26 protein-coding genes are annotated in these 26,374 nt (G+C 61.3%); 17 read left to right on the top strand and 9 right to left on the bottom strand.

The window, feature by feature from the left end:
* Nucleotides 1–2 precede the first annotated feature (2 nt).
* From SIN04_RS11995 to SIN04_RS11980, 4 genes are all read right to left on the bottom strand, one after another.
* Nucleotides 3–359, bottom strand: a complete 357-nt coding sequence (locus tag SIN04_RS11995; RefSeq protein WP_134489466.1) for a HesB/IscA family protein — start codon at nt 357–359, stop codon at nt 3–5.
* Nucleotides 356–589, bottom strand: a complete 234-nt coding sequence (locus SIN04_RS11990; protein WP_134489464.1) for a 4Fe-4S dicluster domain-containing protein — start codon at nt 587–589, stop codon at nt 356–358. Before SIN04_RS11990 ends, SIN04_RS11995 begins: the two co-directional genes overlap by 4 nt.
* A 41-nt stretch (nt 590–630) precedes the next feature.
* Nucleotides 631–2,187 (bottom strand): nitrogenase cofactor biosynthesis protein NifB, encoded by a 1,557-nt coding sequence (nifB, locus tag SIN04_RS11985; RefSeq protein WP_134489462.1) that lies wholly within the window; start codon nt 2,185–2,187, stop codon nt 631–633.
* Between the two features lie 543 nt (nt 2,188–2,730).
* A complete protein-coding gene (locus tag SIN04_RS11980) occupies nt 2,731–3,576 on the bottom strand; it encodes a xanthine dehydrogenase (protein ID WP_134489460.1) in 846 nt (281 codons plus the stop codon).
* A 307-nt stretch (nt 3,577–3,883) separates the two neighbouring features.
* Here SIN04_RS11980 and nifA point away from each other — a divergent pair, with 307 nt between their 5' ends.
* Complete coding sequence (gene nifA / locus SIN04_RS11975; RefSeq protein ID WP_134489458.1) at nt 3,884–5,632, top strand: nif-specific transcriptional activator NifA; 1,749 nt, start codon at nt 3,884–3,886, stop codon at nt 5,630–5,632.
* Nucleotides 5,633–6,297: 665 nt separating this feature from the next.
* Here nifA and SIN04_RS11970 read toward each other — a convergent pair.
* From SIN04_RS11970 to mscL, 4 genes are all read right to left on the bottom strand, one after another.
* Complete coding sequence (locus SIN04_RS11970) at nt 6,298–6,888, bottom strand: hypothetical protein (protein WP_134492477.1); 591 nt, start codon at nt 6,886–6,888, stop codon at nt 6,298–6,300.
* A complete protein-coding gene (locus tag SIN04_RS11965; RefSeq protein WP_134489456.1) occupies nt 6,872–7,297 on the bottom strand; it encodes a group II truncated hemoglobin in 426 nt (141 codons plus the stop codon). Before SIN04_RS11965 ends, SIN04_RS11970 begins: the two co-directional genes overlap by 17 nt.
* 275 nt (nt 7,298–7,572) lie before the next feature.
* Nucleotides 7,573–8,055, bottom strand: coding sequence for a Fur family transcriptional regulator Irr (gene irr, locus SIN04_RS11960; RefSeq protein WP_134489454.1), 483 nt, complete (start codon nt 8,053–8,055; stop codon nt 7,573–7,575).
* Between the two features lie 258 nt (nt 8,056–8,313).
* Entirely contained in the window at nt 8,314–8,721 is a 408-nt protein-coding gene (gene mscL, locus SIN04_RS11955) for a large conductance mechanosensitive channel protein MscL (protein WP_134489452.1), read from the bottom strand.
* A 310-nt stretch (nt 8,722–9,031) separates the two neighbouring features.
* On the opposite strand from mscL, the gene SIN04_RS11950 reads away from it, so the two are divergent.
* From SIN04_RS11950 to SIN04_RS11875, 16 genes are all read left to right on the top strand, one after another.
* Entirely contained in the window at nt 9,032–9,247 is a 216-nt protein-coding gene (locus SIN04_RS11950; RefSeq protein ID WP_134489450.1) for a hypothetical protein, read from the top strand.
* 237 nt (nt 9,248–9,484) lie between these two features.
* The gene (locus SIN04_RS11945) at nt 9,485–9,958 is read left to right on the top strand and encodes a formate dehydrogenase subunit gamma (RefSeq protein WP_244605783.1); all 474 of its coding nucleotides are present in this window, start codon (nt 9,485–9,487) and stop codon (nt 9,956–9,958) included.
* Nucleotides 9,955–11,505 (top strand): formate dehydrogenase beta subunit, encoded by a 1,551-nt coding sequence (locus SIN04_RS11940; protein WP_134489446.1) that lies wholly within the window; start codon nt 9,955–9,957, stop codon nt 11,503–11,505. Before SIN04_RS11945 ends, SIN04_RS11940 begins: the two co-directional genes overlap by 4 nt.
* A gap of 11 nt (nt 11,506–11,516) precedes the next feature.
* Entirely contained in the window at nt 11,517–14,363 is a 2,847-nt protein-coding gene (gene fdhF / locus SIN04_RS11935) for a formate dehydrogenase subunit alpha (RefSeq protein ID WP_341263936.1), read from the top strand.
* A complete protein-coding gene (gene fdhD, locus SIN04_RS11930; RefSeq protein ID WP_134489443.1) occupies nt 14,360–15,217 on the top strand; it encodes a formate dehydrogenase accessory sulfurtransferase FdhD in 858 nt (285 codons plus the stop codon). Before fdhF ends, fdhD begins: the two co-directional genes overlap by 4 nt.
* On the top strand, nt 15,207–15,449 hold the full coding sequence (locus SIN04_RS11925; RefSeq protein WP_134489441.1) for a formate dehydrogenase subunit delta: 243 nt from the start codon (nt 15,207–15,209) through the stop codon (nt 15,447–15,449). The genes fdhD and SIN04_RS11925 overlap by 11 nt, the downstream gene beginning before the upstream one ends.
* A gap of 359 nt (nt 15,450–15,808) precedes the next feature.
* Complete coding sequence (gene ccoN, locus SIN04_RS11920; protein ID WP_134489439.1) at nt 15,809–17,476, top strand: cytochrome-c oxidase, cbb3-type subunit I; 1,668 nt, start codon at nt 15,809–15,811, stop codon at nt 17,474–17,476.
* Between the two features lie 12 nt (nt 17,477–17,488).
* Complete coding sequence (gene ccoO / locus SIN04_RS11915) at nt 17,489–18,256, top strand: cytochrome-c oxidase, cbb3-type subunit II (RefSeq protein WP_134489437.1); 768 nt, start codon at nt 17,489–17,491, stop codon at nt 18,254–18,256.
* Nucleotides 18,257–18,265: 9 nt separating this feature from the next.
* Nucleotides 18,266–18,418, top strand: a complete 153-nt coding sequence (locus SIN04_RS11910) for a cbb3-type cytochrome c oxidase subunit 3 (RefSeq protein ID WP_134489435.1) — start codon at nt 18,266–18,268, stop codon at nt 18,416–18,418.
* Between the two features lie 4 nt (nt 18,419–18,422).
* Entirely contained in the window at nt 18,423–19,307 is an 885-nt protein-coding gene (gene ccoP, locus SIN04_RS11905; protein ID WP_134489433.1) for a cytochrome-c oxidase, cbb3-type subunit III, read from the top strand.
* A 35-nt stretch (nt 19,308–19,342) separates the two neighbouring features.
* Nucleotides 19,343–20,791, top strand: a complete 1,449-nt coding sequence (gene ccoG / locus SIN04_RS11900) for a cytochrome c oxidase accessory protein CcoG (protein WP_134489431.1) — start codon at nt 19,343–19,345, stop codon at nt 20,789–20,791.
* A gap of 18 nt (nt 20,792–20,809) precedes the next feature.
* Nucleotides 20,810–21,322: a FixH family protein gene (locus SIN04_RS11895; RefSeq protein ID WP_341263935.1), complete on the top strand. Its 513-nt coding sequence runs from the start codon at nt 20,810–20,812 to the stop codon at nt 21,320–21,322.
* A 113-nt stretch (nt 21,323–21,435) separates the two neighbouring features.
* Nucleotides 21,436–23,694: a heavy metal translocating P-type ATPase gene (locus SIN04_RS11890; RefSeq protein WP_134489427.1), complete on the top strand. Its 2,259-nt coding sequence runs from the start codon at nt 21,436–21,438 to the stop codon at nt 23,692–23,694.
* Complete coding sequence (ccoS, locus tag SIN04_RS11885) at nt 23,691–23,840, top strand: cbb3-type cytochrome oxidase assembly protein CcoS (protein WP_134489425.1); 150 nt, start codon at nt 23,691–23,693, stop codon at nt 23,838–23,840. Before SIN04_RS11890 ends, ccoS begins: the two co-directional genes overlap by 4 nt.
* The gene (locus SIN04_RS11880; protein WP_134489423.1) at nt 23,837–24,940 is read left to right on the top strand and encodes a hypothetical protein; all 1,104 of its coding nucleotides are present in this window, start codon (nt 23,837–23,839) and stop codon (nt 24,938–24,940) included. Before ccoS ends, SIN04_RS11880 begins: the two co-directional genes overlap by 4 nt.
* 90 nt (nt 24,941–25,030) lie before the next feature.
* Nucleotides 25,031–25,219 carry a hypothetical protein gene (locus SIN04_RS11875; RefSeq protein ID WP_134489421.1) on the top strand — a complete coding sequence of 63 codons (189 nt, stop codon included), beginning with the start codon at nt 25,031–25,033 and terminating at the stop codon, nt 25,217–25,219.
* Between the two features lie 80 nt (nt 25,220–25,299).
* On the opposite strand, the gene SIN04_RS11870 is transcribed toward SIN04_RS11875, so the two are convergent.
* A complete protein-coding gene (locus SIN04_RS11870) occupies nt 25,300–26,193 on the bottom strand; it encodes a glycosyltransferase family 2 protein (protein ID WP_244605782.1) in 894 nt (297 codons plus the stop codon).
* Between the last annotated feature and the right edge of the window lie 181 nt (nt 26,194–26,374).

The raw sequence follows: 26,374 nt of genomic DNA, 5'->3' as shown, positions 1-26,374 counted from the left end.
GCCTATTTCGCAGAGGAGAGCGCTGGTTCTGCAAAAGCGGTCGACTGACTGCTGCTGCAGGCGCAGGCGTCTTTCTTGGGATCGATGAAAGCGAACCCCGTCTTGGCCGGTGAGTCGACGAAATCAATTGTGATTCCGTCGAGCAATAGCCGGCTCTCGGCGGGCAGAAAGAGCTTTACGCCATCCTGCGTGAATACCGCCTCGTTGCCTGCTGGGGCAGCCTGGACGCTGAACTCGGCGGAAAGGCCGGAGCATCCGCCGGGAGTGACTAACAACCGAAGGCCGCTTCCGGGCGCGCCGTCGAACATGACGAGGCGGCGGATGAACTTATGAGCGGCCGGCGTCAGGCTGATGTTCATGCCGCGCTCCCGGTGGGCTGGTAGCGCGGATGGGAATTGTCGATGACGCATGTGTCGTCGACCGGGCAGACGGCGACGCATTGCGGCGTGTCGAAATAGCCGATGCATTCCGTGCACTTCTTCGGATTGATGACAAAGGTGCCGCCCTTCTCCGTAATGGCGACGTTCGGGCATTCCGCCTCGCACGCCGAGCACGACGTGCATTGCGAGGCGACGATCTTGTAGGTCATAGCTGTCTCCTTTCTGACGATTGCTGCGGCTTTCGTCCCGGTCAGACCGGGACGAAAGCGCCTTGACGGATATCGGCGTCCCCGCGCTCGACATGCTGGATCTCGCCGCTGTTCACCTTCGCGAGATAGTCCTTGAAGTAGGAGATCGCAGACTGCTCGATGAATTCGAATGCGTATTGGTCGACCGGGTCGATGCCGGCGGCGCGCAGGGAGTCCTTCGGGCAGCCGCCGATCTTTGCGACGAACACGGCGGCGCAGTCGTTGATTGCGCGGATCACCGTCTCGAGCGCGTCTTCCTCGCCATAGCCGCCCTGGCAGTAAAGATCGACGCGGCGATGCCCGACGAACTTAGCGCCCTTGGTGCTGAGCTCATAGACCTGGAACTCCTTGGCGTGGCCGAAGTGCTCGTTGACGCGGCCGCTGCCCTTGGTCGCAACCGCGATCAGGATCTTGATGTCGCTCGCCGCGCCTGCGAGCGTCTCGAGCTCCGCGTTCTTGGCTTCGACCTTTGCGATGCGCTCTTCTTCGACCTTGGTCTGATAAGCCTTACGGGATTCGAGGTCGTAATTGACCTCCATTTCCATGATCTTGTCAGTGGTGAATTCGGCGCTGCGATCTTCGCCAAGAAGGCCGACAGCGTCGGCGCGGCATTGGCGGCAATGCCGCATCATGTTCATTTCGCCTTCGCAGCTATCCTGCAGGGCCTTCAGCTCCTGCGCCGAAGGACCGCGCTGGCCGTTGAGGCCAAACACCGTGCCATGCTCAGGCGCGGAGATCAGCGGCATGATGTTGTGCAGGAAGGCGCCGCGCGACTTCACAGCCCTGTTGACCTCGACGAGATGCTGATCGTTGACGCCCGGGATCATCACCGAGTTGACCTTGCAGAGAATGCCCCGCTCGGTGAGCATTTCGAGGCCTTGCAACTGACGGTCGGTGAGGATCTTGGCCGCCTCGATGCCGGTGACGCGCTTGTTTTTCCAGAAGATCCATGGATAGATTTTGGCGCCGACTTCGGGATCGGTCATATTGATGGTGATCGTCACATGATCAACGTTGAAGCTCGCGATCGTGTCGACGTGGTCGGGCAACGCCAGGCCGTTGGTGGACAAGCAGAGCTTGATGTCGGGCGCCGTTTTCGAGATGAGCTCGAACGTCTTGAATGTCTTCGCCGGATTGGCCAGCGGATCGCCGGGACCCGCTATTCCAAGCACCGTCATTTGCGGGATCGTCGACGCGACCGCCAGCACCTTCTTGGCGGCTTGTTCCGGCGTCAGCTTTTCGCTGACGACTCCGGGGCGCGATTCATTGGCGCAGTCATATTTGCGGTTGCAATAGTTGCACTGAATGTTGCAGGCGGGCGCGACGGCGACATGCATGCGCGCGTAGTGATGGTGAGCCTCTTCGCTGTAGCAGGGATGGTTTTTGACCTTCTCCCACACGTCAGGAGCCATATCAGCGGGGCCGGCGGAGGTGCCGCAACTGGCTTTGCCGCTTCCGCCGCTGGTGCCGCATCCCTTATGTTCAGCAATCTTCTGCAACAGATCGCCGAGAACTTCTGTGTTCTCGCCATGTAGATTGGGTTGATAGGCTTCTTCCATATCGATTCCTCGCGGTAGGCTCTGCGCCAGACATCTCGGATCGCGGGCTCGAACTGCGTGACCTCTGTCGCGGGCGAGCAAAGCGTTGTGCGAGAGATAGTTGGCAACAAGCGTGCCATCACTATTCGAGGATGCAACAGCCTGATATTTAGAGAGGTTTTAGATTAGGGAGAGGGATGTCGCTATGCTGACACATGTCTGGAAACAGATAAGCGGCATGTCGGCAAATCGACATTCAAGCGGACGGCCGCACGGGTATGGCCGCACTTGCGATTTGCAGAAAGCGGACAGCCGGAAAGCAACAGTCGCGGGCCGGAAGGCATGGATAAAGCGTGGCGATCATGCGTCAATGATCTGCGTCAATTTCGCTCAAGGTTTTGGATCTGGGCCGCTCGGCGATTTTCTCCGGCGCCTCATGTCCGCGTGGCCGCGAATGCGGTGGCGCCGTCGCCGGGCCTACGGACTTGCTTCGGGCGGGGAGGGAGAAATCAACGGCGGCGGATGATTATGCCGAGCACAACGGAAAATCCGGGCGGCGATGGCCTATGGCGATCTTTGGGAAATCGTGGAGTTGCTGTTTTCTCTGCGGTCAGCGTAATCCTGAATGACGCGCATCACGGCGCTCGCCGTTGATCGTCCAGCTTTGTCCATTCCGGTCCAAATCGCCTGGCGCGTTCTCGGCTCGACCTCGGCCAGAATGTCGCCTTCCACAACTTCGCTTCCGTCGCGCGCGACGCCGACAAGAATGCCGTCGATCAATGCGCTGACGGGCGCGCCATGAACATGGCCGACGACAAATCCGCGGAATGCACGGGAGCCGAGGTCGACGGCCGTTTGCCAAAGACCGCGGCTATCGGCGTAGACGAAGCGTTCCAATAGTTTGCGCGGCTCTCTCGCGTCCCCGCCGACGGGGATGGCGGCCCTCCGCGAAGGCGCCGACAGAGCGACGTCGCAGTTGACGCCGCTCGCGAAGCCGGGGCCGAGCCCGATCGCGAACCGCGCGAGATTCCTGAGATCAGGCCTCTGTGCGGGCCCTTGCAGTCTGGCGTCGATGATAAGATCAAGGCGGCGAAGGACTAAAAGATCCGAAAGTCCGAGCGGCGTTATAGCGACGACATTGGCGCGCGAGAGCGCTGAGAGCACTTCCAAACTCGTCTCGACGCGCTCGGCGGAAATTTCGTCGATCGCCGCGTGATCGCCGAACAGGGCGCCGTGGAACGACATCCCGCGTTTGAAAACGGGAGGGCTTGGATCATGCGAGAGGACGACCCCGCAGCCGTTACGGTGAAGATAGACGGCGATGGCCGAGGCGATTTCATTGGCCCCGAGAATCACGGCGAAGGGTTTCGGCGACAGGGCGCGCGTTAGAAAATGCGAATGGTCGCTCATGCCCAAGTCCTCCACCAGCCGCTTTGCAAACGATGGGCCAATGCCCTTTTGCACGGCAGGCGGGCGTTTTGTCGCAGAGGAAAGACATCGATCTGATCGACGTCTATATGCAAATAGATGGAGCGCTTAAGGCGGAAGCCGTTGATTTCAGGCTGTCGCAAAGCAGACAAACCTGCCGCCGCAAGTCTGCCCCTGCTTCGATGTGCAGACACGCTTTGGCTGAAATGTCAGCTTGTGTACAAAACGGCATGTATTTTGCTGTGCAACATCATAAGAATGTTTTTCATCCTGATCGAAGGCGAATGTGATGGGCGAACAGCCAATCTTCACGACCAATGTCGCCGCCGTCCGCGCGACCGACCCTGGTGAGACAACCCTTGTCGGCGTCTATGAAATTTCAAAGCTGCTCGCCTCCGTCAACCGATTGGAGGTCAATCTGGCGGGAGTGCTTGGATTGATGTCGAGTTTCCTCGACATGCGCCACGGACTGATCGCTCTGCTCGACAAGACGGGCAAGCCGGAGATCGTCGTTGGGTCCGGCTGGTCGGAAAACAACGCCAAAGTCTATTTCGACCGCTTGCCCGAACGCGCCATCGGGCAGATCGTCACGACAAAAATGCCTCTCGTCGTCGAAAGCGTCCATTCCTCGCCGTTATTTGCGGGCTCGGACCTCTCGGCGTGGGGACCGAAGGATGGTCAGCCGTTTTCTCTCATTGGCGTCCCGATCAAGGACGGCGAAGATGTCGTTGGCACACTGACGGTCGATCGCGTCTTTACCAGCCGCACCAATGTCCGCTTTGATCACGATGTCCGCTTTCTGACAATGATCGCCAATCTTGTCGGACAGACGCTTCGTCTGCAAAAACTCGTCGCGCGCGATCGCGAGCGGCTCATGCAGGAAAATGCGCGCCTCGAAAAAAGCAACCGTCCTCGGTCCTCCGAGGTGAAATTCAGCGGCATAGAGGGAATCGTCGGCGACAGCCCATCGGTGCGCGCCGTCGTCAAAAAAATCAGGATCGTCGCCAAGAGCAGATCGACGGTGCTGTTGCGCGGCGAATCAGGCACCGGCAAGGAAATGTTCGCCGCCGCGATCCACAATCTGTCGCCGCGGCAATCGAAGCCTTTCGTTAAGCTGAATTGCGCGGCGTTACCGGAGAGCGTGCTCGAATCGGAGCTGTTCGGGCATGAGCGAGGCGCTTTCACGGGCGCCATAACCATGCGCAAGGGGCGCTTCGAGCTCGCCGACGGCGGCACGCTGTTCCTCGATGAAATCGGCGATATTTCAGCGCCCTTTCAGGCCAAGCTCCTCCGCGTGCTGCAGGAAGGCGAGTTCGAACGCGTCGGCGGCATGCGGCCGATCAAGGTCGATGTGCGGCTCGTTTGCGCGACCAACAGGAACCTGGAGGACGCCGTGAAGCGCGGCGAATTTCGCGCGGATCTTTATTATCGCATCAATGTGGTTCCGATTTTCCTGCCGCCACTTCGTGAGCGGGAGGGCGATCTGTTGCCGCTCGCCAATGAATTCCTGAGGCGCTTCAACACGGAACAAAAATCCGAGATGTCGCTGACGGCGTCGGCGCTCGCGGTGCTGTCACAGTGCAAGTTTCCGGGCAACATCCGTGAGCTGGAGAATTGTGTTCGCCGGACGGCGACCCTGGCGCAGAGCGACTTGATCGAAGACAGCGACTTCGCCTGCCGCAACGATGGCTGTCTGTCCGCCATTTTGTGGAAAGGCGCTGAAACGCCACAGCAGGTGGGCGTTATCCAGGCGCTGCGTCCCATGTCTCTGCCGGAGGAGGCGTCGATCGACTCCCACGTCGCCGAGGCGCCTGTAGCGGCGCCTTTGTCTGTGCCTCCCTCCGCGCCTCTCTCCTCGCCCAGCGCGGAAAGCTGGACGGGGGGTGATTCCGATCATCGCTCAGATCGGGAGAAGATCATCGACGCGATGGAACGGGCAGGTTGGGTCAAGGCCAAAGCGGCGCGCATTCTTGGTTTGACGCCAAGGCAGATCGGCTACGCGCTGCGCAAACACAACATCCGGGTCAAAAAATTCTAAAGCCGCGGAGATCCGCTCATGGTCGCCGGTCCGACATTTCGGCGGAGACGCCGGGCTGGCGCAGGCTGCGTTCAAGGGAATCGCAAGCTGCTCTTGAAGCCGCTGCCGTGGCGCTGATGCGGGTCCGAAAAGTCTGCAACTTTTCGCCATTTTCTCCAGGGGCGTTGGCGTCCCGTGCGCCGCCCCCCTGAAAGTGTCTTGCACGCGCTGTAGGGCGACGAGAACCGGCGCATCAGAACAAGCGCGACGCAACAAAAGTCCTCGCGCCGAAATGATGGCAAATCGCGTTTTGAGGCCGTCTTCGCCGAGGCGTTTTGCGCCGGAAGGAATTGACGCCAGCTACAGCATATTCCGATCAGATCGGTTCGATCTGATCGACAAGAATATGCTCCAGCTTTTGAATCTGGAGCGATTTCTGATCGATCGAATGACTCCATTCGATCGGAAAGCGCTCTAGAGCCGGATGACTTGGATGGAATCACAACGCGATTCCGTCCGACGTCTCAAATCCGTTTCCCATCAATAAGTCAGTGCATGATGTGGTCTTAAAACCGGCGGGCGCAGTTGCGGCCTCGGCCCTTCCCCGGAGGGAAGCAAGACGGGCTGGGGACGAAGCGAGGTTTCCGCTTTTTGGCGTCGTGCTCCAGGACGGACGCGGCTGGGGATTAGACGGGTCTGTGCTCGTAGCGGTTGCGGATCGGTCCCATCCGCTCGACGCCTTGCGCGAAAGTTATCGGGTCAAACTTCGCATCAAACTTTAGGGCCGCCTCCGCCACGGCGTCGGTCTTTCCGCCGACGCTTAGCTTTTTGAGATCCGTCTTATCGAGATTGAGCAGTTCGAGCAGCTCGTTATAGACCGTCGATTCGTCGAGCGGCAGAACGTAGAACGGCACGTCGACGATTTCGACCCGATATTTGCTCAGGAGGTCGATGTTGTTGCAGAAGGCGAAATATTTCCCCTCGGGCGTCAGCTTGCCTTGGAGCACCTCGGCGAGAGCTTGCAAATGTTCAAAAGACAAGAGGTAGGCGGCCAGAAATGGAATGGTCGGCTTGCCGGCGTCGGCGACGGCGATGACCTGTTCGGTGGTCAGTTCCGGCGGGCGCTTTTCATCGGCGAATTGCTGCGCGAACTTCAAAGCGATTTCCCCGCGATAACCGAAGCGGCCGGGCTTGTCGGTCGGTCCCTTGAGGACGGCGTTGAGGAGCCGGCCTTCGGCGTCGAGCGATCCAAATGGCGTTTCAGCGATGCTTGTCATGTTCATTTTCCAAATCGTTGCGAAGCCAATCGGCTAGTTTGTGGAAGGCGCCCTTCAGTCGATCTCGGAGGTTTGCCTCCGTCACCACCTCATCAAGCGCCGCATTCATGCAGGCGAGCCATGCGTCCCGCTCGGCGGGACCGATTGGAATACGCATATGCCGCTGCCGCAGCCGCGGATGACCGCGTTGCTTCGAGTACTCCGCGGGGCCGCCGAGCCATTCGCCGAGGTAGAGTTTGAGGATATGTTTGGTCGGTCCGAGATCTGCGGCGTGCATGGCGCGGATGTCTCGCGCGTCCGCGCGCGAATCCATGTTTCGATAAAAGACCTCGACGAGGCGATCGATGGCTGGAGCGCCTCCGATCACCTCGAAGTCTGAACTGGGTTTTTGTGCGACTTCGAGTTCCATGGCGAAAAAAGAGCAAAGCCTATGCCAACACTCCTGATACAGAGGAGCGTGACGCCTCGATATGACAGGTGATGCGAGATTTACAGCATGATCGGAGAGTGCGTTCTTTGAAGCAGATCAATCGCCATCGCTATTATTCTTTTCATGCGCGCTCTCACTGAAGTGCGCGCATCAATTATATGCTTTTGATCCTGGTTCTGCTCGCTCAAGACTTTGGAACAATGTCGGAATTCGAACAAACCGACAATTGCAATTGTCATGACAATGGTCCGGCCTTACCGGGCCTGGTCGATTTTCCGCACGCGGACGATCAGATCGGCGCCGATGATCTCCATCCCGTCAGGCGGCGAGGGCAGGCCGAGGACGCCGATAGCCTCCGGGGGGATATCCACGAGATCGTCTTCATTCTCGACAAGGAAATGATAATGCGGCCCCGTATTGGTGTCATACCAGGTTCGCGACCCTTGCAACGCGATTTCACGCAACAGTCCCACGGCGGTGAACTGATTCAAAGCGTTGTAAATCGTCGCAAGGGAGATCGGCGGGCGCGCCTGCTTTGCTTCCGCGTGCAGCTTTTCGGCGGTGACGTGGCGGTCTCCACTGGCGAACAAAAGCACGCCCAGCGCCATGCGCTGACGCGTCGGCCGCAAGCCCGCGCCGCGCAGCTTGCTCCGCAGCTTTGCGTTGAATTCCCGAGCTTTGGGGTCGATGGCGGGGGCCGGTCGGAAAATGGGTCGGGGCGCGACTTGCGAATTCATGAGCGACAGCCTTGAAGTTGGCGATAGCAAGCGCGTGGCTCGCGATGCATTGTCGGATTCCTGTCACAATATACGCGGCGCGACAGGCTTTTCGTTTCGTTCAGCACGCTTCATGCCAGAGATTTGCCACATCGGCGTTTCGCCTGGCGCAGCGCATTTTCTCTCTCATATCGCGATCCCGGCGCGCGGTGATCCACCCGGGCTTGTCCGAAAATTGACATTGTGTCTCGACGCCGGCAGTCGCCATTGCGTCGGGGGTCATTGCCTCTTCGCCAGGAGATCGCGGATTTCGCGCAGCAGGATCTCCTGTTTTGGCGGCTCGTCAGAGGCGGGCTTTGGTTTCGGCGTGACCTTGTTGATCGCTTTGACGATGAGAAACAGCACAAACGCCACGATGAGGAAGTTGATGAGAAGCGTAATGAAATTGCCATAGGCGAGGGTCGCTCCCGCCTGCCGCGCCAGAGCGAGGGTCGGCTCCGGCTCGCCCGAGAGCTGGATATAGAGATTGGAAAAATCGACGCCGCCCGTAATCCGGCCGACGATAGGCATAATGATGTCGTTGACCAGCGACTGGACCAGTCCGCTGAAGGCCGCGCCGATGATGAAACCGATCGCGAGATCAATCAGATTGCCCCGGAGCGCGAATTCCTTAAACTCTTTCAGCATAGTCCCGTCTCGCATTCCTATGCCGCGCCAGATGACGAAGGGCGCTGCGATTTCCTCAACTAACGAAGGCGGCGCGGGCAAAGTTCATCAAATCGTGTGAAGGCGAGGTCAACGGCCGATTCACATGTGATGCGCCCTGGCCGTCCAAGCAAGAGGCGCTCGATCCCCGGCCCGAAAGACAAATCATAGGGATGCAACGAAGACGCATTAGGCTATGATGTCCGGCGCCCCAAACGGCGCCGTATTAAGAAAACCGACGTCTGGAAACGCTCGCGGCTCACTCACGGGCTGCGACTCGAGGAGAATTCCTATGAAGATAATGATTTTCAGCGCTTTTGCGGCCCTGATCGTCGCCGGAGCGATGATCGCCTCGGTTGAGGAGGCCGGAGCCGTTGTCTGCGCGCGCGGCGTTTATCGCGCCGGCTGCGCCGGGGTGCGCGGCGCCGCCGTCGTCAGGCGTCCTGTCGTCGTCGCGCCGCATCGCGCGGTCGTGGTCCGTCCTCGAGGCGCGGTCATTGTGCGGTAAGCGCCCTCTGACATAGAGAAATCTCTCCGCGATCGCGCTTGCGCAAGCAGGGGCGCGAGCGCGGCCGGGCCCCGAGGCGAGAATGCTCCGCTGAAGCATTGAGGCGGAGCGGCCTTTGGCGCTGGAAAACCCCATTCGTTTATAGATGGTCTCTATCGAGCGACAAAACTGCGGCATTGATCTTTCGGTCCCGTCACGCCACCTTCTGCTTACAAAGAACAGAAGATGGGTGGATGTATGGCTGAGGCGGCCCTTTGGAACGCAACCCGCGCCGCGGAGATCGTCAGCGAACACGTAGGTCTCGAGGGTCCATTGCTTCCGATTCTTCATGCCTTGCAGGAAGAATTCGGCCATGTCGGCGACGCCGCGGCCCCGCTGATCGCTGAAGCCCTGAACCTGAGCCGCGCCGAAGTGCATGGCGTCATCACCTTTTATCATGATTTTCGTCACGAGCCCGCCGCCAGACACGTTCTGAAGCTTTGCCGTGGCGAATCCTGCCAGAGCATGGGCAGCGAGGCGCTGGCGCGAAACTTTCTCGCGGGGCTCGGCATTGACTGGCATGAGTCGAGCGCCGATGGAAGCCTGACCGTCGAGCCTGTCTATTGCCTCGGTCTTTGCGCCTCTTCGCCGGCGGCGATGCTCGATGGAGAGCCGCTTGCGCGGCTCGATGACGATAGCCTGGCGGAAGCCGTGGATTCGGTGCGCCAATGACAAAAATCTTCATACCGAAAGACGTCGCGGCTCTCGCGGTCGGCGCGGACAGGATTGCCGCCAAGGTCGCGGCCGAAGCGCAGGCGCGCGGGCAGTCGGTCGAGATCGTCCGCACAGGCTCGCGGGGCATGTTCTTTCTGGAGCCGCTGATCGAGGTCGAGACCGAGCGCGGCCGCATCGGCTATGGTCCTGTCAAAGTCTCCGACGTCGCCGCGCTGTTCGACGCGGGATTGATGTCGGGCGGCGACCATCCTCTGCGCATCGGCCGGACAGAGGATCATCCATTCTTCATCCGGCAGACGCGCCTGACTTTTGCGCGCTGCGGCGTCATCGATCCGGTGTCGCTCGCCGATTACGCGGCCCACGAGGGCTGGCGCGGGCTTGCCCGGGCGATCGAGATCGGGCCGGCTTCGACCATCGCCGAGGTGACGAAGTCAGGCCTGCGCGGTCGCGGCGGCGCAGGCTTTCCCACTGGAATCAAATGGAAGACCGTCGCCGACGCGCCAGCGGACCGCCGCTATATCGTCTGTAACGCCGACGAGGGCGACAGCGGAACCTTCGCCGATCGCATGATCATGGAAGGCGATCCTTTCGCCCTGATCGAAGGCATGACGATCGCCGCCATCGCCGTCGGCGCCAGCAAGGGCTATGTCTATTGCCGCTCCGAATATCCGCACGCGGCGAAAACCTTTTCGCAGGCCCTCGATGTCGCGCGCGCTGGCGGCTATCTTGGCGCGGACATTCTCGGCTCGGGGCATGCCTTCGACATTGAGTTGCGCATGGGCGCCGGCGCCTATGTCTGCGGCGAGGAGACGGCGCTGCTCGAAAGCCTCGAGGGCAAGCGCGGCATCGTGCGCGCAAAGCCGCCGCTGCCGGCGCACAAGGGTCTGTTCGCCCGGCCGACGGTGGTCAACAACGTCCTGTCGCTCGTCGCCGTGCCGACCGTTCTGGACAAGGGCGCTGAATTCTACGCGGGGTTCGGCATGGGCCGCTCGCGCGGGACAATGCCGCTGCAGATCGCGGGAAATGTTCGCTACGGAGGCCTGTTCGAGACAGCTTTCGGCCTGACCCTTGGCGAGATCGTCGAGGAAATCGGCGGCGGAACGGCGTCGGGGCGGCCGGTGCGCGCGGTTCAATGCGGCGGCCCGCTTGGCGCTTATTTTCCCGTCTCGCTGTTCGACACGCCCTTCGACTATGAGGCCTTCGCCGCCCGCGACGGGCTCATCGGGCATGGCGGCCTCGTCGTTTTCGACGACACGGTCGATATGGCGCAGATGGCGCGTTTCGCGATGGAGTTCTGCGCGATTGAGAGCTGCGGCAAGTGCACGCCCTGCCGCATCGGCTCGACGCGCGGCGTCGAGGTCATCGACCGCATCGTCGGCGGCGTCAAGGGAGCTGAAAATATCGCTCTCCTTGAAGACCTTTGTCAGACCATGAAGTTCGGGTCGCTTTGCGCGCTCGGAGGCTTTGCGCCCTATCCGGTGCTGAGCGCGCTTCATCATTTCCCTGAAGATTTTGCGCCGCGCCATGCGCTTGCGGCCGAGTGAGGACGATCGCCATGTCCCTTATCAATGAGGTCGATTACGGCACCCCGGCCGCAAAATCGGAGAAAATGGTCACGCTGACGATCGACGGCGTCGAGGTGACGGCGCCCGAAGGCACGTCGATCATGCGCGCGGCGATGGAGATGGGCACCGAGATCCCCAAACTCTGCGCGACCGACATGCTTGAATCCTTCGGCTCCTGCCGCCTCTGCCTTGTCGAGATCAAGGGCCGCAACGGCACGCCGGCCTCGTGCACCACGCCGATCGCGCCGGGTATGGTCGTTCAAACCCAGACGCCGCGTCTCAAAGCTCTGCGCAAAGGCGTCATGGAGCTTTATATCTCGGACCATCCGCTCGATTGCCTGACCTGCGCCGCCAATGGCGACTGCGAATTGCAGACCCAGGCCGGCGCCGTCGGCCTGCGCGATGTCCGCTATGGTTACGAGGGGGCAAACCATCTTGATTCGGTCAAGGATCAGTCGAACCCCTATTTCACCTATGATCCGGCCAAATGCATCGTCTGCAATCGCTGTGTGCGAGCCTGCGAGGAAGTGCAGGGCACTTTCGCGCTGACCATAGACGGCCGTGGGTTCGAGAGCCGCGTCGCCGCGGGGCAGGATGAATCTTTCCTTGCGTCCGAATGCGTGTCCTGCGGCGCCTGCGTGCAGGCCTGTCCGACGGCGACCTTGATGGAAAAGACGGTGATCGAATCCGGCTTGCCTGAGCATTCGGCCGTCACGACCTGCGCTTATTGCGGCGTGGGCTGCACCTTCAAGGCGGAAATGCGCGGCGAAGAGCTCGTCCGCATGCTTCCTTATAAGGATGGCAAGGCGAACCACGGCCATTCCTGCGTCAAGGGCCGCTTCGCCTGGGGCTACGCCACGCATCGCGACCGCATTCTGAATCCGATGATCCGCGCCTCGATCGACGATCCGTGGCGCGAGGTTTCGTGGGAAGAGGCGATTGGCCACGCCGCCTCGGAGTTCAAGCGCATTCAGGCTCAACATGGCAGACGCGCCATCGGCGGCATCACCTCGTCGCGCTGCACCAATGAAGAGACCTATCTCGTTCAGAAGCTCATCCGGGGCGGCTTCGGCAATAATAATGTCGACACCTGCGCGCGGGTCTGTCATTCGCCGACCGGCTACGGGCTGAATACGGCTTTCGGCACGTCGGCTGGGACGCAGGATTTCGACTCGGTCGAATACACCGACGTCATGCTGATCATCGGCGCCAATCCGACCGACGCCCATCCGGTGTTTGGCTCCCGCATGAAGAAGCGGCTGCGCGAAGGGGCAAGGCTTATCGTCATCGATCCGCGGCGCATTGACCTTGTCCGCACGCCACATGTCGAGGCTGACTACCATCTGGCTTTGAAGCCGGGCTCCAACGTCGCCGTGGTGACCGCGCTCGCTCATGTCATCGTCACCGAAGGACTCGTCAACGAGGCCTTCGTGCGGGAACGCTGCGACTGGTCGGAGTTCCAGGACTGGGCGGCCTTTGTTTCGGAGTCCCGCAACAGTCCGGAAGAAGTCGAGAAAGTGTCGGGCGTTCCAGCCGAGCTCATTCGCGGCGCGGCGCGGCTCTACGCGACGGGCGGCAACGCCTCCATCTTTTATGGACTTGGCGTCACCGAGCACAGCCAGGGCTCGACGACGGTGCTCGCCATCGCCAATCTTGCGATGGCGACCGGAAATCTCGGCCGGGAAGGCGTCGGCGTCAATCCGTTGCGCGGACAGAACAACGTCCAGGGCGCCTGCGACATGGGCTCCTTCCCGCATGAATTCGCTGGCTACCGGCATGTGTCGGACAATGCGACGCGCCTCGTCTATGAAAGCCTCTGGGGCGTCGAAATCGACCATGAGCCCGGCCTTCGAATCCCGAACATGCTCGACGCCGCCGTCGGGGGCGAATTCCGCGGCATTTACATCCAGGGCGAGGACATTCTTCAGTCGGACCCGGACACGCATCATGTCGCGGCTGGACTAAAGGCGATGGAATGCGTCGTCGTGCAGGATCTGTTTCTGAATGAGACGGCGAATTACGCTCACGTCTTCCTGCCGGGTTCGACATTCCTTGAAAAGGACGGCACCTTCACCAATGCGGAGCGGCGCATCCAGCGCGTCCGCAAAGTGATGAGCCCGAAAAACGGCTACGGCGACTGGGAGATCACGATGCTGCTCTCCAACGCAATGGGCTTCGAAATGAATTATGCCCATCCGGGCGAGATCATGGATGAGGTCGCTCGGACAACGCCAAGCTTCGCCGGTGTTTCCTTTGCGAAACTCGATGAATTGGGCTCGATCCAATGGCCTTGCAACGAAGCTGCGCCGGAAGGGACCCCGGTCATGCACATTGGCGGGTTTTCACGCGGCAAGGGCAAGTTCGTCATTACTGAATACATCGCGACGGACGAGCGGACAGGGCCGCGCTTCCCGCTCTTGCTGACGACGGGACGCATCCTCAGCCATTATAATGTGGGGGCGCAGACGCGGCGCACGGAGAATGTCGCCTGGCATCCCGAAGATCTCCTCGAAATTCATCCCCATGACGCCGAATTACGCGGGATCAACGATGGCGAATGGGTGAAGCTGCACAGCCGCGCCGGCGAAACCACGTTGCGCGCTCTGATTACCGAACGCGTCGCGCCCGGAGTGGTCTATACGACCTTCCACCATCCGGTGACGCAGGCGAATGTGGTCACGACCGATTTCTCCGATTGGGCGACGAATTGTCCTGAATTCAAGGTGACGGCGGTTCAGGTCTCGCGCTCCAACGGACCGAGCGACTGGCAGGAGAGCTATCGCAAGCAGGCCGAGCAGAGCCGTCGCATTCTCCAAACGGTAGACGCGGCCGAATGAGCAATCTCGATTGCGATTCCGTCTTTGAAGCTGAACCGCCGCCGCCGGCAGTCAGCGTTCGGTGCCTTGCACAGAAGGGCGGGCGTCTCGTCCCTTCTGTGCGTTCGGCGCCGGAGGAAACGGCGATCGCCTTCACTTTCAACGGCCTCACCCATGCCGTGATGATGGCGACCCCGTCGGATCTCGAGGATTTTGCGATCGGATTCGCGCTGACGGAGGGGTTGATCGACGATCCAGCGGATATTGCGAGCCTCGAGATCGTTGCTACGCGGCTTGGCGTCGAACTTCGCGCCTGGCTGGCTGACGACCGCGCGAAAACCTATTCAGCGCGCCGGCGCAGCATGGCCGGTCCGACCGGATGCGGGCTCTGTGGCATCGAGAGTCTCGAAGAAGCCGTGCGTTCCGCGCCGCCGGTCGCCGGCGGAGGGCCTTTCCAGTACGGCGACATCAGCACGGCGATGGACGCGCTGCCCCGCGGACAAAGCCTTTATGCGCAGACCCATGCGGTTCATGCCGCTGCATTTTGGACGCCCGGCGAAGGGCTGCTCGCCCTGCGAGAGGATGTCGGACGCCATAATGCTCTGGATAAGCTTGCCGGCGCGCTTCGCCGCGGCAAGCATTCCGCGAAGGACGGCCTCGTTCTTTTGACGAGCCGGGTCTCGATAGAACTGATCCAGAAGGCGGCGCGGATGGGAGCTCCTGCAATCGTCGCGGTCTCCGCGCCGACAGCGGCGGCGATTCGTCTCGCCGAGGCTTGCGGCATGACCTTGATCGCCGTCGCGCGGGCAGGGGAGTTCGAGATTTTCACCCATCCACGACGCATCACCGACCGAGCAATGCCCAATGTCGCCTGACAGACTGATATACATGGCCAATCAGATCGGGAAATATTTCTCGTCTCAAAGACATACGGATCCGGCAGCCGGCATCGCCGACCACCTCGCCAAGTTCTGGGATCCAAGCATGCGGGCGAAGATCATCGAGCATCTGGAGCACGGCGGCGCCGGACTTGACCTCGATGTCAAGAGCGCCGTTCGGCTGCTTGCCGCGCGGGATCCGTCACGATCCGCCGATTCCGCCGCTTGATAAACAGGCCGCCCCGAGCGGCGACATGGAACGCCGCCATCCAGGACTCATTGGATGGAAGGCGGGCGCGTCTTCGGCGCTGATGTGTCGAAGGCGCCGCGGCTCTCCAGTCGGACACAGCGCCGCTGGCTCCTAAGACAGATGGCGTAGTGCAACCGATCTGGCTATCGTAACGCCTCTGCCTGTAAGCAAATCCCGCCCGCGTTCCCGTATAGGCGACGTTTTGGCGCGGATCGCGTTTGATTTGCATCATTGCCTCTGCGCAAAACTTTCTCCTAAAGTGCGCTCCAGCTTGCCGGAGCGGTCCACGTCCGGCATGCGCCATTTGTTTTGTGCACGCTGCGAACGGGACGCTATCCATGTCACAAACGCTTTCTCCGGCCAAAAGCTTAACGTTCGGCGAGATTGGCCTGACGATCGCACTTGGCGTTTTGACGCTGTTGACGGCTTTTATCGCCCTCAAAGCGTGGACGCCCGCCTACGCCTTCCACATGGTGTTGCTTTGCTTCGCAAGCGTCCTTGGCATCTACGGCATCTTTCAACGCTACAAGCTCCGCGATGCCGCTCCGCCGCCGCAAACGATTGATGATCGTCCAAACTACAACTTTGGCCCCGTCAAATTCTCTACCGTCGCGGCCATTCTTTGGGGTGTTGCCGGCTTCTCCGTCGGTGTCTATATCGCGCTCGAGCTGGCCTTCCCCGGATTGAATATCGCTCAGTGGGTCAACTTCGGCCGGCTGCGGCCGCTGCATACGTCGGCGGTCATCTTCGCTTTTGGCGGCAACGTCCTGCTGGCGACGTCTCTTTATGTGGTGCAGCGCACCTCCCGCGCAAGGCTCGCCGGCGATCTTGCGCCCTGGTTCGTCGTTCTCGGCTACAACGTATTCATCGTGATCGCTGGCACGGGCTATCTCCTCGGCATTACCCACTCAAAGGAATATGCCGAGCCCGAATGGTACGCCGACATTCTTCTCGTCGCCGTCTGGTTGACCTATTTCGCGGTTTTTCTCGGCACGATCATGAAGCGGGTCGAGCCGCATATCTATGTCGCCAACTGGTTTTATCTGGCGTTCATCATCACGATCGCCGTCCTGGTGCTCGGAAACAACGCCGCGATTCCGGTGTCGATCTACTCGCCGAAATCCTACATCGTCTGGTCGGGCGTGCAGGATGCGATGATCCAGTGGTGGTACGGGCATAACGCCGTCGGATTCTTCCTCACGGCAGCCTTTCTCGGCATTATGTATTATTTCGTTCCGAAGCGCGCCGAGCGCCCGGTCTATTCCTATCGGCTGTCCATCATTCATTTCTGGGCCCTGATCTTCCTCTATATCTGGGCCGGCCCTCATCATCTGCACTATACGGCCCTGCCGGATTGGGCGCAGACCCTCGGGATGACAATGTCGATCATCCTCTGGATGCCCTCATGGGGCGGCATGATCAACGGCATGTTGACGCTCTCGGGAGCCTGGGACAAGCTTAGAACCGATCCCGTGCTACGCATGCTCGTCGTCTCCATCGCCTTTTACGGAATGTCGACATTCGAAGGCCCCTTGATGTCGATCAAGGTCGTCAACTCGCTGAGCCACTACACCGACTGGGGTATCGGCCATGTGCATTCGGGTAGTCTCGGCTGGGTCGGCTACGTCTCATTCGGCGCTCTCTACTGCCTCGTTCCGTGGTTGTGGAATCGCAAGGGTCTCTACTCACTGAAGCTGGTCAACTGGCACTTCTGGATCTCGACAATCGGCATTGTCTTCTACATTTCGGCAATGTGGGTCGCGGGCATCATGCAGGGGTTGATGTGGCGGGCCTATACGTCGCTCGGCTTCCTTGAATATTCCTTCATCGAGACGACCGAAGCCCTGCATCCTATGTATGTGATTCGCGCGCTCGGCGGTTTCCTCTATCTCGTTGGCGCTATCATCATGGCCTACAACCTGTTCAAGACCATCGCTTCGCCGGATGCTCAGGCCGTGCCGGAATCAAGGCCATCGCCGCAACCCAGCCTTGCCCCGGCCGAGTAGGAGATCAACATCGTGTCTTCAACCCAACCAAGCCCCGCGCCAAGGCCCTCGTTATGGGATCGCCATGCGATCTTCGAGAAGAATTCGATCATCCTGGTCATAGGCATATTGATCGTGATTTCAATCGGTGGGCTCGTCGAAGTCGTTCCTCTCTTCTATCTGAAGAGCACCATCGAAAAGGTCGATGGCGTGCGTCCGAAGACGCCGCTTGAACTCGCCGGTTTCGACATCTATGTGCGCGAGGGTTGCTATCTCTGCCACTCGCAGATGATCCGCGCCCTGCGCGACGAGGTCGAGCGCTACGGCCACTATTCGCTTGCGGCCGAGAGCATGTATGATCATCCGTTCCAATGGGGCTCGAAACGCAACGGCCCGGATATAGCGCGAATCGGCGGCAAATATTCGGACGATTGGCACCGGGATCATTTGCGCGACCCGCGGTCGGTCGTGCCCGCGTCGATTATGCCGTCCTACGGCTTTCTTGAGGAAACGCCGCTCGACGCTTCGCACATCGCCGAGAATATGAAGACGCTTGCGATGACGGGGGTGCCCTATACGCAAGAGATGATCGACAAGGCGCAAGACGATCTGAAGGCTCAGGGAACCGCTGATGATCCCAACGCCGCCGCCTTGCAGGCGCGCTATCCGAAGGCGGTGGCTCACGATCTCGGCGCCGACAAGCACCCTCTGACGGAGGCCGACGCGGTGATCGCTTATCTGCAGCAGCTTGGAACACAGGTTGATTTCAAGATCTACGACGACAAAGCCAACATCCGGTGAGGCGCGATCATGTCCACATATGAGATTTTGCGGGAGTTCGCGGCCAGCTGGGGCACCATCTATTTCGCGCTGATTTTCTTCATCGCGCTGGTTTACGCTTTGCTGCCATCGAAGCGTGAAGCTTTCGATGATGCTTCCCGTATTCCGCTGAGAGAGGATTGAGCCCGTGGCAGATCATGCACATGTCGGCGAAGTCGACGCCACGACCGGAAGGACGACGACTGGCCACGATTGGGATGGCATCAAGGAGCTCAACACGCCGTTGCCTCGGTGGTGGCTCTACACCCTTTACGCCTGTATCGTGTGGGCGATTGGGTATTGGATTTTATACCCTGCGTGGCCGTGGTTCGGCGGCGCGACGCCGGGCCTGCTCGGCTGGAGTTCGCGGGCGAGCGTTGCGGGCGAAGTCGCAGCCCTGCGGGACGCGCGGAGCGCCATGAACGACAAGCTCGCCGCAGCTTCGCTCCAGGACATCGAAAAGACGCCCGAGCTGCTGGCCTTCGCACGGGCGGAAGGCGGCGCAGCCTTTGCGCAGAACTGCTCGCCCTGTCATGGCGCCGGCGGCCAGGGCTCGAGAGGATATCCCAATCTCAACGCCGACCGTTGGCTTTGGGGCGGCACGCTGGAGCAGATCCAGACAACAATCACGCATGGCGCTCGCTGGGCCGCCGATCCTGACACGCACAGCACCATGATGCCGGCCTTCGGTCGCGACGGCCTTCTGAACAAGGCGGAGATGTCGGACGTCGCCGACTACGTCCGCACTCTCTCAGGTCACACGCCGGACCAGGGAGCCGATCTTGCCAAGGGCAAGCAATTGTTCATGGACAATTGCTCGCCGTGTCATGGCGAGGACGGCAAGGGCAATATCGAAATGGGAGCGGCGAATCTGACGACGCAGGTGTGGCTCTACGGCTCGACGAAAGCGGACATCCTGAACCGCATCCAAAACGGAGGGGGCGGCATTATGCCTGCTTGGCAGGGGCGGCTCGATCCGACAACGATCAAGGCGCTGACGGTGTTCGTGCACACACTGGGCGGCGGCAAATAGGCCGCCTCGCTCTTTCAAACAAATGAAGTCGCCAAATGACGCAAATTCATGCGAGCAATGATCTTCCTGAAGACATACCGCTCTATGCATCGGCTCCGAAGGTCTATCCGCAAAGCGTTCATGGCACATACAGGAGGATCAAATGGATTCTCCTCTTCATTACGCTAGGCATATACTATTTCCTGCCCTTCGTTCGCTGGGACCGTGGTCCCGATGCGCCGAATCAGGCAGTGCTGGTCGACTTTGCACATCGGAAGTTCTATTTCTTCGCCATCGAGATCTGGCCCCAGGAGGTTTACTACGTCACGGGGTTGCTGATCCTCGCGGCGATGGTTCTATTCCTCATGAACGCCCTCGCGGGCCGCGTATGGTGCGGCTATCTCTGTCCGCAGACGGTCTGGACCGACCTGTTCTTCTGGACTGAGCGCCTGTTCGAAGGCGATCGCCGCGAACGCATGCTTAATGACGCTGGGCCGTGGACGGCTCGACGGGTGCGGCAAAAGGTCCTCAAACATGCGACCTGGCTGCTGATCGCCTGGTGGACTGGCGGCGCCTGGATTCTTTATTTCAATGATGCGCCGACGATTGTGCATCAACTGGCGACCTTCCAGGCCGCGCCGGCGGCTTTGATCTGGATCGTCCTTCTCACAAGCTCGACCTATGTCCTTGCCGGATTCATGCGCGAGCAGGTTTGTGTTTACATGTGTCCGTGGCCGCGCATTCAGGCGGCCTTGACCGATGAGAATGCGCTAAACGTAACCTACCGCTATGATCGCGGGGAGCCGCGCACCTCGTTCAAGAAATCCAGCGTTCTGCGGGCGCATGGCGAAAAGGCCGGCGATTGCGTCGACTGCGGCCAGTGCGTCGCAGTCTGTCCAACGGGCGTCGACATCCGCAACGGGCCGAACCTCGGCTGTATCCAGTGCGGCCTCTGTATCGACGCCTGCGACAGCGTGATGAAGAAGATCGACCGGCCGCCGCGCCTCATAGCCTATGATACGGACGTCAACCTCGGCCGGCGGCTGGCGGGCAAGACGCCGGTGTACAACCTTGTGCGAAGCCGGACCGTCTTCTACGCGGCTGTGATCGCCCTCGTTGGCGGCGTCATGCTCGTCACTCTGATCGGCCGGCAGAACATGAGCGTGAACGTAATGCACGATCGCAACCCGATGTTCGTCAGGACTGCAGACGGTTCGATCCGCAACGCCTTGACCGCGCATATCGTCAATCGTGAATCGGCGACGCGCCGGTTTACGATCCAGGTCGAACGCCCGAGCGGCGCTGCGATAAGCGTGATTGGCGTCGGTGAGACGCAAGGCGCGCCGATCATAGAGGTCGGTCCCGATCAGGTTCGGGAGCTGCGCGTTCTCGTCACCGTGCCATCTAGCGCAAATCCGCCGCCGAGCCAGCAACTCGCATTCAAAATCACCGATGTTTCGACGGGTAGCGCCGTCACCGCGACGGATAATTTCTTCGCGCCGTGAGCTCAAGGAAGGCGATCAATGTCCAGCCAGGATCTTTTCTCCGACGCAGCTCCAGGACGACCGCTGACGGGCCGGAAGGTCCTCGCGATCACGGTCGGTTGTTTCGGCGTCGTTTTCGCCGTCAATGGGCTTATGGCCTATGACGCAATCTCGACGTTCCGCGGCGAAGTCGAAGCCAGCCCTTACGAGCATGGGCTTGCGTATGAAAAGGACATTTTGGCCGCGCAGGCTCAGGCCGCGCTGGGCTGGAACGTTTCGGAACATCTGGCGCGCGACAGCGCGGGCGAAGCGACGATCGAGGTTCGGGTGATTGATCGTTCAGGAACGGCTGTGTCGGGGCTCGGCGTCACGACCGGGTTCGATTCGCCGGCGGATAAGCGGCTCGATGCGGATGTGTCGTTGATCGAAGCTGAGCCCGGCGTCTATCGGGGGCGCCTTAATGCGACCCCAGGCCAATGGGACGTCATTCTTGAAGCCGCGCGTGACGGCGAACGCGTCTTTAAATCGAAGAATCGGGTCGCTCTACAATAGGCGCGGCCCAGAAAGAAAACGCGCGCCTTTGCGTGGGCGGCGGTCAAAAAGAGGCGCATGGTCGCGAAAAGGCGTAATCTTTTTGGATCGAGAGCATGCGATAAGAGAAAATCATGACCGAGGCGCTCGATCTTACCGCTTTTGTTCAACGTCTGGATGATGGCGCGAGGCGGATGGACTTCGCGGTCGAAGGCATTGATGGGGCGGACTCGATCCACGTCATCGAAGCGGCGCTCTCTAAGCTGCCCGGCCTGGCGAAAGCCCGCGTCAATTTAACCGAGCGCCGTCTGGCCGTGGAGTGGAGCGGGACGCGGTTCGATCCGGCTTTGGTCGTCGAAACGCTGGGGCCGCTCGGCTATCGCGTCCATCCGTTCGCGCCCCGCGTCGCTGAAGAGGATATCGAGGCGGCGAAGGCGCGATGGCTTCTGCGCTGCCTCGCCGTCGCAGCCTTCGCGGCGATGAACGTCATGCTGCTGTCGGTCGCCGTGTGGGCCGGGAACGTCAGCGACATCACGCCCGAAACGCGCGACTTCTTTCATTGGCTGTCCGGCCTCATCGTCCTGCCGGCGGCGGCTTTCGCTGGCCAGCCGTTTTTCCGCAGCGCAATCCGCGCCGTCCGGGCGCGATCGCTCAACATGGATGTGCCGATTTCGCTCGGCATTTTTCTGGCATTGACGATGTCGGTGTTTGAAACGGCGCGCCATTCCGAGCATGCCTATTTCGACAGCGCGATCATGCTGCTCGTCTTTCTTCTTGCCGGCCGCTACCTTGACCAGGCGATGCGCCGCAAGACGCGCTCCTACGCGGCCAATCTGTCGGCCCTGCGGACGCCGACCGCCTCCCGCATCGAGGCCAACGGCGAAATCGCCTATGTCCCCGCGGTCGCGCTCAAGGCGGGCGACATCGTGCTGGTCCGGCCGGGCGAGCGCGTTCCGGTTGACGGGCTGATCATCGAAGGCCGGTCGGAGGTCGACCAGAGTCTCGTCACCGGCGAGACAACTCCAGCGGCGGTTGCGGCCGGTAGCGAAGCATACGCCGGCACATTGAATTTTGGCGGCGTTCTGCGCATTCGCGTGCGCGCCGCCGGGGCAGGGACGCTGCTTGATGAGATCGAACGGCTGATGGACGGAGCGGCGGCGCAAAAGACCCGCTATCTGCGCCTGGCCGATCGGGCGGCGCGGCTCTACGCGCCCGTCGTCCATTCGATGGCGGCGTTGACCGCGGTTTTCTGGCTGCTCGCCGGCGCATCGGTCCATGACGCAATCATCACAGCGATCGCTGTGCTCATCATCACATGTCCCTGCGCGCTGGCGCTCGCCGTCCCAGCCGTCCAGGTGGTCGCCGCCGGCGCTCTGTTCCGCTCCAGGGTGCTGCTGACCGCGGGGGATGCGATCGAACGCATCGCGGGAGTCGACATGATCGTGTTCGACAAGACCGGGACCCTGACCTTGCCGGAACTTGGCGTCGACGGCGTCGATGAAGCGCCGGCAGTCGTGATTGAACTCGCCGCTCGGCTCGCGCTGGCGAGCCATCATCCGCTTTCACGCGCCTTGACGGTCCTCGCGACGGAGAAAACGCCAATTAACGGCGCGCAGGAGATTGCAGGCGCCGGCGTCAGCGTGGTGATCGACGGCGTTGAGGCGCGTCTCGGCTCGCCGGAGTTTTGCGACCTCGAGGCGGAAGCCGCGCGCGCCAGGCAATCGCATCCAGAATCATCCCTCATCGCCTTCCGGCGCGGCGCGGCGACCGCTGTCTTTCGCATCCGGCAAAAGCTTCGTCCAGACGCCGCCGCCGTCATGGCTTCACTGCGGGCGCGCGGCCTGCCGATCGTGATTCTCTCCGGAGACGCCGCGCCCGCGGTCAAGGCTTGCGCGCAAGCGCTCGGCGTCACCGAGTGGCGCGCGGACATGCGCCCCGGCGACAAGATCGCCTATTTGGCCGACCTCAAAGCGCAGGGCCGCAAGCCGATGATGGTGGGCGACGGCATGAACGACGCGCCGGCGCTCGCCGCAGCCCATGCCTCCTTATCGCCGATTACCGCGTCCGGGCTCGCCCAGGCGGCCGCCGATGCGCTGTTCATCGGCGACCAGCTTGCGCCCGTCGCGGCGACGATCGAGATTTCGCGCCGCGCCACGGCGCTCATGCGTCAAAATCTCGGCTTCGCAGTGCTCTATAACCTCGTCGCGGTGCCGCTTGCGATGGCCGGCATGGTGACGCCCTTGATCGCCGCCGCGGCGATGTCCGGCTCGTCGATCACAGTGACGCTCAATGCGCTGCGCGCCGGCGGCGGCGGCGCCAGAATGGCGGCGTCTCGCAATTCGCCAGTGGCGGCGGCGCCCCGCCGGCCGCGGCTCAACGAGGCCCTGCCATGACGATTTTGTTGTTTCTTGTGCCGCTGGCCTTGCTGCTCGGTTTTGTCGGCCTTAGCGGATTTTTATGGGCGCTCCGCAGCGGGCAGTATGAAGATCTCGATGGAGCAGCCGTGCGCGTTCTGTCCGACGATGATATCGCGCCGTGAGCGCCGTTCGCGGCCGCGCCGGATTGCTCGCCTGTTCCTGCGACTTCGATCTACCAGATGAAGCGCCGCGGGGCGCGGGATCGCCGTCGCTCGCGCTGATCGCGGCCGGCTTCAGCTTTTCCATATTGGCTCAGGCCCTCGCGTTCGCCGCTCTGCCGATCGCCGGGGCGATTCTCGCGCCGTCGCCCGCCGCGACGACCGCGCCTGTCGTGCTAATGCTGGCGGGAGCCGCGCTCTCGACCTTTCCAGCCTCGTTTCTCACCGGCCTTTTCGGGCGCCGTTCGGCCTTCGCGCTCGGCGCCAGCCTTGGCGTCGCAGGCGCCGCCCTAGGCGCGTGGGGTGTTGCGTCGGGTCAGTTCGCGGGCCTTTGTCTAGGCGCTTTCTGGCTGGGGACGGCGCAGGGCTTTGGCCTTTTCTACCGGCACGCGGTGGGGTCGAGCCCCCGCGCGATCGCGCTCGTTCTCGGTTCTGCGAGCCTTGCCGCTTTTGCCGCGCCCGCCGTCGTCGGGATCGCGCAAGCTCTGGTTGGGCCGCTCGCCCCGGCGGGAGCATTGATCGGCGCGGGTCTGGCGCAGGTCTGCGTCCTTATGCTGGCGGCGCCATTGCCGTCCGCGATCGAACTTGGCGAAGGCGAGCGGCGCTGGAGGCAAGATACGCCTGGTTTTATCGCCGTTACCGCGGCGGCGGCTCTCGCCTGGTTCGGCATGATGTTGCTGATGACCGGCGCGCCGCTGGCGATGGCCGGTTGCGGCCTGGGCCTTGGCGCCGCCTCGAGCGGGATCGCATGGCATGTTCTGGCGATGTATGCGCCCGCCGCCGTGATCGGAGCCTCCGGGTGGCGCCCGCCCGCCGCGCCGACGACGTTTTTTGGGCTTGGTCTGCTGGCGATCGGATGCGTCTTGGTGCGTCTGCAAACCAGCGCCGGCGGCTTTGATCTCGCGCTGATCGTCGGCGGATGCGGCTGGTCGCTGGCGACGCTTGGCGCGACGCAGTGGATTCACGCGCGCGGCGAGCCGCCTCGCGCCCTGCTGGCGCTGCATGATTTTGCGCTCTTTGCAGGAGCGGTCGCCGGCGCGATGGCGGTGACCGTCTTCGCTTGAGGCCCGCCGCGCGATCAGGCGGAAAATCCTGCCCCGCTCCAGATCATGCTCTAAGATAAGCTTAGGCTCATTAGCGATTCGGACGATTTCATGCGCTTCAGACTCTCGCCGCCAGGCTTTCCTATTTTTCTTGTTTCGGTGGTCCTGGCGGCGCTGGTCATTGCAACGCTTTACTGGCGTGTCCCGATCGTCGGTCATTATGTCAGCACGCATCGATTCTGGGTGCTGGGCGCGGCCTATGCGGCCTTGTTGCTTGGCGTTGTCATGGAGGGCCTCTGAGGTCGGGGCCGTGGCGTTTTCAGACTCCGGTTTTTTGCGGAAAAATCACGAGATCAGCAGGGCAAAGACACGCGCGGGACTCAATCGAGATCGAGAATGCGTGTCGGATGCAGCCGCCCACGGACCAGATCCAAAAGCGCGAGCGCATTGCCATAGGCGCGGCCGCGCCGGTCGACCCAAGGCTCCGGCCGCAGCATTTTGCCTGAGTTCGCCAGGAAATTGCGGGCCATATGATCCAAAGCAAGATTGAAACGAAACGTGCCCTTGCGCCAAAGGTAAAGCGGATTGGCGATTTGCGAATAGCCGTATCGCACCCCTGACGTGCGGCCGCCCTTATGGCCGAGGTGAACACCGACCATCCGAGCGTTTTTGACGATGCGTCCGTATGGCTTGAGTTGTCTGCATAGGTCGACGTCTTCCAGCCAGGCGTAAAGCGGCAGGGCCTCATCGAAGCGAAGCCCATTTTCGTAAACCGGCGCGAGGCGCACGGCCATGTTGCAGCCGTAAGCCGTGTATGTATCGGTGACGGGCCGCTCAATCGTCGCATCGTCGAAGGAGGCCAGCGCACCGAGTCCGGCGGCGACGTTCAGGCCCGGTCCCGAGGCGCCGTCGGCGATGATGTGTCCCGTCGCGGCGACGATCTCGGGCTGCGCAGTGAAGCATTGCTCAAGTTCGGCCAGATAAGAAGGAAACGCCAGGAAATCATCGTCGAAGAAAACCAGCACATCGAACGCGTGCGCCAAGTCGATGATCGCATTTCGCTGATGGCACAATCCGCGCGGGCCTTTGGCGACGAACACCGGAAAGGGCAAGCTCACGGCTTCGGCGGCGTCATAATCCGTCCGGTCAGCCGGACAGACAAAGACGCAATCGGGCAGACGAGACTGGCGCGAAAGTTCGCGCAATGTCTCTCTCAAAATGGCTGGACGGCCGGAAGTTGCAATTCCGACTGCGATTTTCAAGGATCGCTTCACGGGGTCTCCTTATCAAACGCGTCATAACGCGAATACAGAGCCGAGATTTCGCGTTAGAGTTGCGTAAGATAAAGGCCAACGTGGGGCGACCTTGCGCGCTGAGCGTCACGGCGGGGGAACCCGGCTAAAATTTGACCGCGGAGTCCGGTTTGTTCGGCGCGCTTTTCACCCCATATTGGAG

Source organism: Methylocella tundrae, assembly GCF_038024855.1.
Lineage (GTDB): Bacteria > Pseudomonadota > Alphaproteobacteria > Rhizobiales > Beijerinckiaceae > Methylocapsa > Methylocapsa tundrae.
This window is presented reverse-complemented; position numbering and strand designations above follow the sequence as displayed.

What these genes read in the sequence shown, in the direction of transcription:
- SIN04_RS11995 (WP_134489466.1), bottom strand. Translation starts at nt 359, where the DNA reads ATGAACATCAGCCTGACGCCGGCCGCTCATAAGTTCATCCGCCGCCTC.
- SIN04_RS11875 (WP_134489421.1), top strand. Translation starts at nt 25,031, where the DNA reads ATGCGCTTCAGACTCTCGCCGCCAGGCTTTCCTATTTTTCTTGTTTCG.
- SIN04_RS11970 (WP_134492477.1), bottom strand. Translation starts at nt 6,888, where the DNA reads ATGACAAGCATCGCTGAAACGCCATTTGGATCGCTCGACGCCGAAGGC.
- SIN04_RS11965 (WP_134489456.1), bottom strand. Translation starts at nt 7,297, where the DNA reads ATGGAACTCGAAGTCGCACAAAAACCCAGTTCAGACTTCGAGGTGATC.
- SIN04_RS11890 (WP_134489427.1), top strand. Translation starts at nt 21,436, where the DNA reads ATGACCGAGGCGCTCGATCTTACCGCTTTTGTTCAACGTCTGGATGAT.
- SIN04_RS11990 (WP_134489464.1), bottom strand. Translation starts at nt 589, where the DNA reads ATGACCTACAAGATCGTCGCCTCGCAATGCACGTCGTGCTCGGCGTGC.
- fdhD (WP_134489443.1), top strand. Translation starts at nt 14,360, where the DNA reads ATGAGCAATCTCGATTGCGATTCCGTCTTTGAAGCTGAACCGCCGCCG.
- SIN04_RS11940 (WP_134489446.1), top strand. Translation starts at nt 9,955, where the DNA reads ATGACAAAAATCTTCATACCGAAAGACGTCGCGGCTCTCGCGGTCGGC.
- ccoG (WP_134489431.1), top strand. Translation starts at nt 19,343, where the DNA reads ATGACGCAAATTCATGCGAGCAATGATCTTCCTGAAGACATACCGCTC.
- ccoN (WP_134489439.1), top strand. Translation starts at nt 15,809, where the DNA reads ATGTCACAAACGCTTTCTCCGGCCAAAAGCTTAACGTTCGGCGAGATT.
- SIN04_RS11910 (WP_134489435.1), top strand. Translation starts at nt 18,266, where the DNA reads ATGTCCACATATGAGATTTTGCGGGAGTTCGCGGCCAGCTGGGGCACC.
- fdhF (WP_341263936.1), top strand. Translation starts at nt 11,517, where the DNA reads ATGTCCCTTATCAATGAGGTCGATTACGGCACCCCGGCCGCAAAATCG.
- SIN04_RS11895 (WP_341263935.1), top strand. Translation starts at nt 20,810, where the DNA reads ATGTCCAGCCAGGATCTTTTCTCCGACGCAGCTCCAGGACGACCGCTG.
- SIN04_RS11925 (WP_134489441.1), top strand. Translation starts at nt 15,207, where the DNA reads ATGTCGCCTGACAGACTGATATACATGGCCAATCAGATCGGGAAATAT.
- mscL (WP_134489452.1), bottom strand. Translation starts at nt 8,721, where the DNA reads ATGCTGAAAGAGTTTAAGGAATTCGCGCTCCGGGGCAATCTGATTGAT.
- SIN04_RS11980 (WP_134489460.1), bottom strand. Translation starts at nt 3,576, where the DNA reads ATGAGCGACCATTCGCATTTTCTAACGCGCGCCCTGTCGCCGAAACCC.
- SIN04_RS11945 (WP_244605783.1), top strand. Translation starts at nt 9,485, where the DNA reads ATGGCTGAGGCGGCCCTTTGGAACGCAACCCGCGCCGCGGAGATCGTC.
- ccoS (WP_134489425.1), top strand. Translation starts at nt 23,691, where the DNA reads ATGACGATTTTGTTGTTTCTTGTGCCGCTGGCCTTGCTGCTCGGTTTT.
- irr (WP_134489454.1), bottom strand. Translation starts at nt 8,055, where the DNA reads ATGAATTCGCAAGTCGCGCCCCGACCCATTTTCCGACCGGCCCCCGCC.
- SIN04_RS11950 (WP_134489450.1), top strand. Translation starts at nt 9,032, where the DNA reads ATGAAGATAATGATTTTCAGCGCTTTTGCGGCCCTGATCGTCGCCGGA.
- nifA (WP_134489458.1), top strand. Translation starts at nt 3,884, where the DNA reads ATGGGCGAACAGCCAATCTTCACGACCAATGTCGCCGCCGTCCGCGCG.
- nifB (WP_134489462.1), bottom strand. Translation starts at nt 2,187, where the DNA reads ATGGAAGAAGCCTATCAACCCAATCTACATGGCGAGAACACAGAAGTT.